The 10568-nt window shown below is 55.5% G+C and carries 15 protein-coding genes; 2 read left to right on the top strand and 13 right to left on the bottom strand.

Annotated features, from left to right (window positions below):
* The 12 genes from G516_RS0113125 to G516_RS0113070 all read right to left on the bottom strand — a co-directional run.
* A partial coding sequence (locus G516_RS0113125) for a phage virion morphogenesis protein (protein WP_028294037.1) occupies positions 1-270 on the bottom strand: 270 nt, incomplete at its 3' end.
* 2 nt (positions 271-272) lie between these two features.
* Positions 273-722, bottom strand: a complete 450-nt coding sequence (locus tag G516_RS22435; protein ID WP_051219411.1) for a phage tail protein — start codon at positions 720-722, stop codon at positions 273-275.
* On the bottom strand, positions 706-975 hold the full coding sequence (gene lysC / locus G516_RS25275) for an Rz1-like lysis system protein LysC (protein ID WP_407635451.1): 270 nt from the start codon (positions 973-975) through the stop codon (positions 706-708). The genes G516_RS22435 and lysC overlap by 17 nt, the downstream gene beginning before the upstream one ends.
* The gene (locus tag G516_RS0113110) at positions 860-1240 is read right to left on the bottom strand and encodes a hypothetical protein (protein ID WP_028294036.1); all 381 of its coding nucleotides are present in this window, start codon (positions 1238-1240) and stop codon (positions 860-862) included. Before G516_RS0113110 ends, lysC begins: the two co-directional genes overlap by 116 nt.
* Positions 1237-2049: an N-acetylmuramidase domain-containing protein gene (locus G516_RS0113105; RefSeq protein ID WP_036536471.1), complete on the bottom strand. Its 813-nt coding sequence runs from the start codon at positions 2047-2049 to the stop codon at positions 1237-1239. The genes G516_RS0113110 and G516_RS0113105 overlap by 4 nt, the downstream gene beginning before the upstream one ends.
* The gene (locus G516_RS0113100) at positions 2042-2326 is read right to left on the bottom strand and encodes a phage holin family protein (RefSeq protein ID WP_028294034.1); all 285 of its coding nucleotides are present in this window, start codon (positions 2324-2326) and stop codon (positions 2042-2044) included. Before G516_RS0113100 ends, G516_RS0113105 begins: the two co-directional genes overlap by 8 nt.
* Positions 2323-2679, bottom strand: a complete 357-nt coding sequence (locus G516_RS0113095) for a putative holin (RefSeq protein WP_028294033.1) — start codon at positions 2677-2679, stop codon at positions 2323-2325. The genes G516_RS0113100 and G516_RS0113095 overlap by 4 nt, the downstream gene beginning before the upstream one ends.
* Positions 2680-2692: 13 nt before the next feature.
* Positions 2693-2902, bottom strand: a complete 210-nt coding sequence (locus tag G516_RS0113090; protein WP_028294032.1) for a tail protein X — start codon at positions 2900-2902, stop codon at positions 2693-2695.
* On the bottom strand, positions 2902-3336 hold the full coding sequence (locus tag G516_RS22430) for a head completion/stabilization protein (RefSeq protein ID WP_051219410.1): 435 nt from the start codon (positions 3334-3336) through the stop codon (positions 2902-2904). The genes G516_RS0113090 and G516_RS22430 overlap by 1 nt, the downstream gene beginning before the upstream one ends.
* A gap of 123 nt (positions 3337-3459) precedes the next feature.
* Complete coding sequence (gene gpM / locus G516_RS22425) at positions 3460-4191, bottom strand: phage terminase small subunit (RefSeq protein ID WP_051219409.1); 732 nt, start codon at positions 4189-4191, stop codon at positions 3460-3462.
* A 42-nt stretch (positions 4192-4233) separates the two neighbouring features.
* On the bottom strand, positions 4234-5253 hold the full coding sequence (locus tag G516_RS0113075; RefSeq protein ID WP_028294031.1) for a phage major capsid protein, P2 family: 1020 nt from the start codon (positions 5251-5253) through the stop codon (positions 4234-4236).
* A 40-nt stretch (positions 5254-5293) separates the two neighbouring features.
* On the bottom strand, positions 5294-6112 hold the full coding sequence (locus G516_RS0113070) for a GPO family capsid scaffolding protein (protein ID WP_036536466.1): 819 nt from the start codon (positions 6110-6112) through the stop codon (positions 5294-5296).
* Positions 6113-6270: 158 nt separating this feature from the next.
* Between G516_RS0113070 and G516_RS0113065 the strand changes: the two genes are divergently transcribed.
* The gene (locus tag G516_RS0113065) at positions 6271-8043 is read left to right on the top strand and encodes a terminase large subunit domain-containing protein (RefSeq protein ID WP_028294030.1); all 1773 of its coding nucleotides are present in this window, start codon (positions 6271-6273) and stop codon (positions 8041-8043) included.
* Positions 8043-9068 carry a phage portal protein gene (locus tag G516_RS0113060; RefSeq protein WP_036536462.1) on the top strand — a complete coding sequence of 342 codons (1026 nt, stop codon included), beginning with the start codon at positions 8043-8045 and terminating at the stop codon, positions 9066-9068. The genes G516_RS0113065 and G516_RS0113060 overlap by 1 nt, the downstream gene beginning before the upstream one ends.
* A 63-nt stretch (positions 9069-9131) precedes the next feature.
* Here G516_RS0113060 and G516_RS22420 read toward each other — a convergent pair whose 3' ends face one another.
* A complete protein-coding gene (locus G516_RS22420) occupies positions 9132-9809 on the bottom strand; it encodes a DUF4875 domain-containing protein (RefSeq protein WP_051219408.1) in 678 nt (225 codons plus the stop codon).
* Between the last annotated feature and the right edge of the window lie 759 nt (positions 9810-10568).

The following is a 10568-nucleotide window of genomic DNA, read 5'->3' as shown; positions in this document are numbered from 1 at the left end:
CCAGCCAGTGGAGACTTCTCCAGACCGGGCCTTGAATTTCAAGTACTTGTATTTTCTCAGCTGCCGGAACATTTCACCGCGTTTACCAGACTTTCGCGGTTTTCGAGGTTCGAACTGCGATCCGTCAGGGTTTTCCTGTTGTTTGATTCGCAGCGCTTGGCGCTGACGCAACCCTCGGCCGATTTCCCGGGCCAGCGACGTTCGCTGGCCTGGTTCGAGTTGACGAATTAACGGCGAGAGCCATTTAGCAAGGTCGTCGGCGTTGTTCATCTCTACCCTTCGTTATCCGATTCCGGATAGATGAATTCTCCCAGTGCGGCTGGCAGTACGGCGTTGTATTCCGGTACCGGTTCGGCCGGATGGCTGGTGCTGTACCCGCCTTCTACTTGTTCTACCCGTACCGCTTCGGTGAGCGGGATTTCTATGCGCAGATCGATGCTGTTGCCGTCGATCGGGTCAGCCATGAATTCGAGGGCGTCGTGTTGCAGGTCGGTCTGGTTCTTTTTGCACCAGAGGATAAGTGGCACAAAAACGGCGTCGGCGTGCAGTGCCAGCCCGGTGATGATGACGATGGCCCGATAGCTGTATTGAAAGTGCAGTTCGCGTTCGGCGCTGTAGTGGATTTTTCCTTTGTCTGCAAACACCGCGATGTCGTCGGGGCTTCGCTTGAGTGCCGGGACGTGGTCGAGCAGGTGTTGCTTGAGGCTATTGAGCTTGTCCATCTGTGGTGTCCGTTTGTTGGCAGCTGATGATGCTGTCGACTTTGATGGCGCATTGGAGCCAGTCGTTTTCGGTAATGTTGAGTGCGTTTACCAGGTCTTCGTTGGTTTCGATGCTGACTGGACTGAGCACGCAGGGGCTAAGGATCGGACAGGGGTTGGTGACGATTACCTGCGCCGGTGGTTGTTCCGGTGCGTTGCTGCAGCCTGACAATGCCAGCAGGGACAGGCTGGCGAGCCCAGTCTTGAACTTCATGGTCGTTTTCCTTGAGTTGGTTGAGTTGCTGCTGTTTGGCCTGCAATTGTTGATGGCTGGCGTCGAGTTCGGTTTGCAGTTGTTGTTGGCGTTTTTGCTGCACTGCGGCGGCGGTTTGGGTGGCCTGCAGGGCTGCGTTGGTGCTTGCCAGTGTTTGTGCCTGGGTGGTGATGGTGTCGGCTTGTTGCTGGTTGCTGTAGTAGAGCCAGCCGCACATTGCGAGTGATGTGATCAGCAGTGCTGACAGGTAGGCGATGATGTTCATGAGTGAACCTTGCTGTATTTAGTGAAAGCGGCTTCGAGTTTGGCGTCGTAGCGGTTTTTGGCGTAGGCCGGGCCATTGTAATAGCGCGCGAAGGTTGCCCAGTTTTGTGCTTTGAGGGCGTTGTGCAGGCGCGGCTTGCGGCGGATGAATTCGATAAAGGCGTTGAGTTGGCCTGCTTCGCTTTCTGCCATGCAGCTGACGAAGTGTTCGATGCTGTGGTAGCCGAGCGTCTTCCAGTGGTAGCCCATGATTTGGAACTGGCCCCAGCTGCAGGATTCCAGCGCGGATGGACGGTGGATTTCGCAGGCGAGTTCGAGCCGGGCATGTTCGGCTTTGCCGCCCTGGTAACCACCGGTTTGTTTATTAACGAGGCCGGGCCAATGGCTTTCGGCGAGGCCGATGACGCTGTCCTCGACGCCGTTTGTCTTGAGGCGACGGCGCATGATGTGGCGTTCGTAGAGGATGATGGCGCGACCGTCGTCGAGGAAGCCTTTGCCGCGACTTTCGACGCTGTTGACGGCCATGATGGCGGCCAGTGGTACGTCGAGGATGTTAGCCGCAGCGACCAAATCTGAGTGTTTGAGCAGCTTGCTGTGGTCGCGTTGTTTGCGGGACAGGGCTGCGCGGGTTTTGTTGCCGACGATGCCGTCGGCGACCAGGTCGTTGGCTCGCTGGAAGGCGATGACGGCGGCTTCGACTTGTTCGGTAAACCAGCTGGTTGGTTCGACGTTGTAACCGCGTTCGTTGAGGAAGTCAGTGAGGGCGAGGACGTTGTCGCCACGGCAGCCAATGGTGAGCAGTTCAGGCATGGTGAGTTCCTTTCAGTACGGCGGCGATGTTGCCGTGGGTTTGGTAGATGCGAACGGTGAAGGCAACCAGTACGGCCAACATGAGCAGTTGGATGGTGAGGTTGTTGGGTAGGGTGCCGGTGACCGATCGGACGGCGATGGCGGCGAGCAGCCAGCAGGCGAGCCATGCGCTGATGGCGGCGCTGCGTTTGTGTTGGCTGCCGCTGCGTTTGAATGTGAGCAGGCGCAGACAGGCGGCGATGGCGACCAGGGCGATGATGATGGCGATGGCGTTCATTTTTTCACCTTGAACAGGTTGCTGATGTTGGTGAGGTTGCCTTCTTGCAGTTGGCGAATAAGGAGAAGACCTGCACTGATGGAGCAGAGGCCGCCGATGAATCCGGCGATGGCTGGCGCAGCGATAGGTGTATGCGCGGTGATTTCTCCAGCGGCGTGGTAGCCGATGACGACGCTGATAAGCAGGTAGACGAATCGAGTGGCGAGGTTGAGTTCGCGGGCGCTGGTGATAAACAGGGTAGCGCCTGCGAAGGCACCGATGGCGGTGTTGGCATCGATGCCGAGCACGATGCTGGCGAGACTGATGCCGAACAGGCTGGTGACGCTGACGGTGGCTGCTGTGGGTTCTGGCATGGGACGCTCCTTGTCAGCTCCAGAGGGTGGTGCGTTGGCGCACGGTGGTGACGGTGGTGGTGTCTTCCGGCACGGTGACGTTGGTGCCCAACGGCAGGAACGGGCCGAGTTCTGCCAAGCCCGGGTTGTCGGCGTAGATGGTTTCGAGTGCGTCGGTGTTGCCGCTAATCCGGTAGGCAAGGGAGTCGACGGTTTCGTATTGCTGGGCTTTGACGACTGGCATCAGATGAGCTCCACGCATGAACGCGGTTTACCCAGAATGGCCCGGATGGCGGTGGCGACTTGTCGGCGCTGGGCATCCACTTGCTGCTGGATGCTGTTTTTGCTTTCGCCGCGTTGGCCAGTGGCATCGTAGTCCTGGTATTGCTCCAACAGGCTGGCGGTTGTGTGGGCGTATATGGCTTGCAGGTAGCGGGCCTGAACAGTGAGCGACAGTTCGTTGATGGTGTTGCCGAGCTGTTGCTGTTCTGCGGTGTATTGGGCCAGTTCGTCGTTGACATCGGCGATGGCGATTTGCAGCAGGTGCTGCAGCCGCGGATCGGTGACGTCTTGTTCAATACGGATGACGTTGCGGGCATCAGTGAGGCTGATGGCTGGCCAGAAATCGTTGCTGATGCTGGTTTCGGAGCCGGCAGCGGTGGTGGCAATGAATGGCATGGGGGCTCCGTTATGTTGTTTAGAGAGCGGTGAACGGCGCAGGCCAACTGATTCCGGGGAGGATCAGATGGCTGCACCGTGCCGCTCGACGCGCGGGACGCTCTGTTAGCCGTTAGATTCGGTTTATTCCGATTCTGACGCCTGTTCAGTCATGGCTGCGGGTTCTGCTACAGCCAGTTGTTGGTCTTGCTGGTTTTCTTCCTGCAGTTGCTTTTCGAGCGCTGCAATCTGCTTTTTGACACCTGCCCGATCGTTAAAGCGGGTGGCACTTTTCAACATTTCAAGCGCTTCAGCGGTTGCGCCGCCGTATTCCATGAGGGCAAGGCCGACGGCTTTGTGCAGTTTGCTGCGCACCTGGTCTGGCATGTCTTCAGCATCGACCAGCGCAAACAGGCTGCGCAATTGCTCGATGGTGACGGTGGCCGGGTCTTTGAAGTACTTGTCGGCGATTTCTTCGGCCAGCCCTGTCGCGGTGGTGCGGCCAAAGTAGTCTGGCAGCGGCAGTTTGTGGGTCATGACATAGCCAGCAATGCGCAGTGCAGTGTCGATGTCGCCTGCGTCGATGGCCCAGATCATGATGGTGCCAACGACTTCGTCGGGTTCGCCGTGGTCAGCCAGCAGGACGCCGTCGATGTAGGGCATGTAGTCGGGCAGGAACTCGGCTTTTTTCTGGCCTTTGAGTTCCATGGACTGGATGCCCTTGAGGGTTTTTTTGTGGTCGTACAGTTGCGCCAGCATCTGCTCGAAGACGTTGAGGTCCTGACGGCGCTGGCTGTCGCTGGGCTTTTGCTTTGCGGCCAGCTTGCGCAGGCGGTGCTGGGCGGCTGGCGATGTGCGGTGTTGGATTTTGCTCATGGTGGTGTCCTTAATCGATGGTCAAGTCAGCCGAGGCGCCGGTTAAGGCGCGACGGTGTTGATGTTTTCGATCAGGCAGCCACGGCCGTAGTCTTCGACCACGTAGGCGTCGTTGGAGGATTCGTAGTTTTCAACGCGGTCCTTTTTCGGGTTGTCGAGAATGTGACGGCGACGACCACCGGATTGGTAATAGATCGACAGGTTGTCCCAGGTGGTGATCAGAATGGTGTTTTCAGGGAAGAACGGCACGGCAACCGCTTGGACCTCACCAACACGTTTCTGAGCGATGACAAGCTGGGTTGCCAACACTTCGGACGAAGGCTGCTGCTGGTTGATCAGCGGGAAATACTTATCGCTGAGCATCTTGCGGTTCATGATCGCCACCAGTGCGGTGTCATCTTTGTGCCACGGGTCGATCAGCGTTTCGACGGCGTCTTCGACCAGAGCATCGAGGTTTTCGTAGTCACCACCGGCGTAGACGTTGATTACGCCAGAAGCGTCTTCGGCTTCATCCATGACCCGATCGGGGGCATCGTCGCGGTAGTGCTGCAGCACGCCAACGTTCACGTCTTGCAGCAATGGATTGTTGGTGCGGTTGGAATTCGCGGCATAGGAAGTGCCGTTCCACAGAATGCGACAGCGATCCAGTGCTTCAGCGTGCATATTGTGGTTGCGAACACGCACCTGAAAGTCTTTGAACTTGGCCCACAAGTCCAGTTTTTTGTAGCTGAGATGGGTGTCGAAGTTGTTCTTTTTACACTCGTAGGTTTGACCGGTCATGTTGGACGGGTCGCTGGTTTGACGTTCAGTGTTGCCGTCGCTGGTGTCGGTGTTACCTGCGATGGTGCCAGATGTGCCCAAACCAATTTTTTCGCCACTCAGTTCATCGACTGGAACGATATTGATTTTTTTCAGGACGTCAGCGGATTCCGCCATTTTGTCCATCAGCTTTTGCTGAATGGTCGGGGTGACGGTGAACTTTTGCACGGAGCGTGCGACGCCGTTCAGCTTGTAGACCTGGTCGACGTAGCCGTTGAAGGCAAGGGTGGTCACTTCATTCATTTCGATTCTTCCTTAAAAGGTGGCCTGTAGTGGTTGGCGGTTAGCAGTCGGTCAGAATGGCGCTGCCAGTCTGGCCACCTGTGGCCGGCGGGCGCTGCTGGTGCAGGTTGACGCCGTCCAGTTGTTCAGTGAGTTCGGTGAAGTCTTGCTGCAGCTTGGTGAACTTCTGCTCCAGTTCGGGCAGGCCTTCTGGTTTGCCTGGCTGCTTGGCTTCCAGTTCGGAGACCTTCTGCGCTACCAGCTGGATGGCCTTGTGGATGTCGGCGGTGTTAGTTTCTTGCTGTTGGGTCTGCTTGGAGAACAAGCCCTTGACGGTGTCGAGGATGGATGGTTTGGCAGCTTCAAACGACAGGTGTACTTCGTTGGCTTCGACGATGAGGTTTTCTGGCTTGGCTTTACGACCTGCAAGCGGGGAGTTGGCGCCTTGTTCGATGGAGAACTTGAGCATTTCGACGCCCAGGGCTGCTGGGGTGTCGGTAATAGCCAGGCCGACGAAGTAGGCACCGCCGGTTTCCTTGAAGTTGGGGTCGATTTCAATGGAGGTGTAGACCTTCTGGCGCGCCTTGCTGAGTACGACCAGGTCATCGGTTGGGTCGAGTTCGGCGTAAAGGGCCATTTTTTCAACAGTTTCGCCGTTGATGGTGAACTTGTCGATTTGGGTCTTCAGGGCGGTTACGTCACCGTACATGCGGAACGTGGATTCCGGGGTGTAACCGCGAATGTGTTCCATGTTGATGCGGGCACCGTAGAGGGCCGGATTGAAGCTGCTGGCCATGGTGGTCAACAGGTCGCGGGTGAGGACGATGTCGCGGCTGTCGGCGATATTGCCTTCGACGGCCACTCGGAAGAATTTTTTCATGCCGGTTTTCCCTGCTCGGTTTATGCATCTGATGGCGGTTTTTGATGTGCTCAGGATGCGAGGCAGGTTGGCAGTTGGCGACTGGCTGGGGCTGTATGTGTAGCCAGTACAATTTAGGGTACGACTGGAGGATTCGCGCGGGCGGGTAGTCTGGCTGCATGAATAATGTAGCTGATAATCCTGATTTTGATCCACGGCGGCAATCCAAGTTTATGTACTGGGGCGGTCTGCGGATCGCGCGTATTGCTGAGATGCTCGATGTGGCCGAAACGACGCTGCACAGCTGGAAGTCGCGCGATAAGTGGGATGATGCGCTGGCGATCGAGCGGGTTGAGGGTGCGCTTGAAGCGCGAATGGTGCTGCTGATTAATAAGGAGTTGAAGGAGGGAAAAGATTTCAAGGAGATCGATCTTCTTGGGCGGCAGATTGAGCGATTAGCCCGGGTTCGACGTTACGAACAGCCCGGTGGCCACGAGGGTGATTTGAATCCGAAGGTGGCTAACCGCAATAGCGGGGAGCGTAAGAAGAAAGTCAAAAATGAGATTTCGATGGAGCAGGCTGAGAAGCTGCGCGAGATCTTTATGGAGGAGTCGTTCGAGTATCAGAAAAACTGGTACCGGGCGGGTTTGACGAACCGGATTCGCAACATTTTGAAGAGTCGCCAGATCGGTGCGACGTTCTATTTTGCGCGGGAGGCGCTGCTGGATGCAGTGGAGACCGGGCGTAATCAGATTTTCCTTTCTGCGTCGAAGGCACAGGCGCATGTGTTCAAGCATTACATTTTGCAGTTTGCGGCTGCAGCTGAGGCTGAGTTAACCGGTGATCCGATCGTGCTGGATAACGGCGCGACGCTGTATTTCCTCGGCACCAACTCCAGAACAGCGCAGTCCTATCACGGCAACCTCTATTTTGACGAATACTTCTGGGTGCATCGGTTTCAGGAGCTGCGCAAGGTGGCTTCGGGGATGGCGATGCATAAGAAGTGGCGCCAGACCTATTTTTCGACGCCGTCGAGTATGAGCCACGAAGCCTATCCGTTCTGGACCGGTGATTTATTCAACCGGGGACGGGCGAAGGCGGACAAGTTCGATTTTGATGTGAGCCATGGGGCGACGACGCAGGGGGCTTTGTTCCAGGATGGCCAGTGGCGAAACATGATTACGGTGGAGGATGCGCTGGCGCGTGGCTGCGACCTGTTCGACTTGGATCAGCTGCGGTTGGAGTACAACCAGGAGGAGTACGACAACCTGTTGATGTGCCAGTTTATCGACGATGCCAAGTCGATTTTCCCGATGCGGATGATGCAACCGTGCATGGTTGACAGCTGGGATGTCTGGGCAGATGTATACAAGCCGTTTGCGACGCGACCGGTCGGTAACAGGGAGGTGTGGGTTGGTTACGATCCGAACGGTGAGGATGAGAATGGGGATAACGCGGGGCTGGTTGTTGTGCTGCCAGCCCAAGGCAAAGGCGGCAAGCACCGGATAATTGAGAAGTTTCAGATCCGGGGGCTGGATTATGAGGCCCAGGCCCAGCGCATTTATGAGATTTGCCAGCGTTACAACGTCGGCCACATTGGCATGGACACGACTGGCATTGGTTCAGCGGTCTATCAGTTGGTTCGTAAGTTTTTCCCTGCGGTGAAGGAATACAAGTACAGCCCGGAAGTTAAGGGGCAGCTGGTGAATAAGACGTACAACATTATTGCCAAGGGGCGGTTGGAGTTCGATGCGGGCTGGTCGGACTTGGCGAGTTCGTTCATGGCAATTCGTAAACAGATGACGGCGAGCGGACGTCAGGTGACGTACGTTGCTGGCCGTAACAAACAAACAGGCCATGCCGATTTGGCGTGGGCAACGATGCATGCTTTGGATGCTGATCCGCTCGATGGCGATCAAGTGGCCACGGCGTCAATTATGGAGATTTGCTGATGAGTGACGTAACGGATGTGGTTGCGGTTGATGAGCCAGAGGTGGTGAATACTGCTTCGGAGCCGGTCGTGTTTTCGTTCGGCGAGCCGGTACCTGCGTTAGAGAATCATACGCTGCTGGATTACCTGGAATGTGGGCGCGTGGGAGATTGGTTCGAGATGCCGCTTTCTGCCCATGGGCTGGCGAAGGCGTTCCGATCGGCGCCTCATCATGAGAGTGCGATCCACTTCAAAGCGAATGTGTTGACCAGTTGTTTCAAACCGTCGAAGCAGGTGAGTCGACAGGATTTTCGGCGGTTGGTGCTGGACTACATTGTTTTCGGCAATTGTTACCTGGAAGAACGGCGGGCGATTAATCGCACAGCTGAGTTCAAGCCTTCGCTGGCACTGTATACCCGGCGGGGTGTGGATCTTGAGAGCTTCTGGTTTGTGCAGGGGTATGTGCAGAGCCATGAGTTCCAGAGCCGGGTTCTTCATGTGATGGAGCCGGATGTGACACAGGAGGTGTACGGTTTGCCGCAGTACATGAGTGCGTTGCAGTCGGCGTTCCTGAATGAAAATGCCACGTTGTTCAGACGCCGATATTACCTAAATAACAGCAGCGCTGGTTTCATTCTGTATGTGAACGATACGGCGCAGAGTAATGAGGATATTGATGCAATGCGTCAGGCGCTGCGGGATTCGAAAGGCATTGGCAATTTCAAGAACCTGTTTTTATATGCGCCCAACGGCAAGAAGGATGGCATTCAGGTGATTCCGATCAGCGAGGTGGCTGCCAAGGATGAATTCTTGAACATTAAGAACGTATCGAGAGACGACATTCTGGCCGCGCATCGTGCGTACCCGCAGTTGATGGGGTTGGCTCCGGAGGGCACGGGTTCGTTCGGTGATATCGGCAAGGCTGCGGTGGTGTTTGCTCGCCATGAACTGGAACCGTTGATGGCGCGATTCAAGGAGTTTAACGAGCAGGTTGGAGGCGAAATTATTTCATTCGACCCCTATAAGATCGAAGGTTTAAGCGCATAAAGCTTCGCGAGAATTATACCATAAAAACATGCTAAGCCCCTGAAATAAGGGGCTTTTTTGTGGCTATTGGATGGGCTCTCGATCGAACCAAGGCAGGCTGATTTGATCTGGAGTTACCTTGAAACGCTTGGCCAGATGGGCCTTGAGGGCGGCTTCGTCTGTCAGGCCGTCAACTTGGAACTTGCTGCGTTCCTGGTACCAGGCTTTCCAGATAGATATTTGCTGCTCGGTGAGTTGCACATCGGTAGCACTGACTTGCCACGCCTGACCACCACAGTCCTGTCCGCTATTGCCGCAACCATCGGGAATGAAGGTGGCCTGTGCCAACTGCCGGCCCTGGCCTACCGAAAATTCACCCACCTCCAACCAAACATCAGCCAGATCTGCGCCGGTTTGTGATTGCAGGTCTTTTGCTGCCTGAACAGCGGTTGCAGCACGGTCGTCCAGGGTAACGGCTTGCGGTGCGATGATTATCCAGCGCAGCCTGTCGCGATTGGCAACACTGGTATCTTGTTTGCTCAATACGGTGTACGGCTTTGCTTTGCCTGGCAGGCTCAGGTCAGCAGGTTTATCGTCACCACCCACGAACAGGCTAATGATCCAGCCAATCACTATCAGAACGATGAGCCCGCCGATGGCGTCACTCAACTTCTCTCCGGGTTTCTTGATTCCACAGTGCGGGCAGGTTTTGGCTTTGCTCGACACTTCCTTCTTGCACTCTTTGCATTTTGTCATCGCCATCATGGCTCTCCTTTTGTCCGGTGCTGAATCCTAACAGGTTCACACTGGGCAAGGCTGACTTTTTCACTAGCAGGGCTGGCGCGCGGTCATCCCCGCCACGCCCGCGGTGTCTTTATGTCGCTGTTTCCTTGCAGGGCTATTTCCCATTCAGGCAAATCAGGCTCGCTCAGCCTGTGCGCTACAGGCGGGCAGGCGAAATTGGTAACGCAACGCAAATCCACGCAGGCTCGGCCAAAATCTGGCAGCCCCCGTGCTCTTAGGGCGTTTTCAGGATGATCAACGGAAAAAGGTTACAGAGGTTATTTGCGTCAGAAACAAGCTGCAGGCCGCATGGCCTGTGGGTTTGTCTGTAACCGTTAAAAGGTTACAGCTGGTTGCTAAAAAGGTTACAGAATCATAAGTTATTGTTTTTATTGAGTTTTATGGTTTTCATAGGTAACTCTAATAATAGGTTACAAGTAACTAATTAATTACCTATCTGTAACCGTTTCCAATCACTCGGAACCCCTGATTCTATGCGGGCTACAGGCCATAAGCAGCAACTCGCAACCCTTGTAACCTTTTTCCGATGCAGTCGGGATTTTCTTTAAAAATTGGTTTTCACGCGGGCGTGCGCATGCGCGTGCGTAAAAGCTGGGAACGTTCTGGGAATGAAATCGCGGGTGAATTGCCCTTGGCGTTGTCCAAAGCCACTGATTTTCTTATACTTTTTCCGGGTTTTAGGCGTGGGCTAGGTTTCAAATCCCTATCTCTCCGCCA

It is taken from the genome of Oceanobacter kriegii DSM 6294, assembly GCF_000422845.1.
Lineage (GTDB): Bacteria > Pseudomonadota > Gammaproteobacteria > Pseudomonadales > Oceanobacteraceae > Oceanobacter > Oceanobacter kriegii.
Note: the sequence above shows the minus strand (reverse complement) of the source record. Positions and strands in the feature narration are given on the sequence as shown.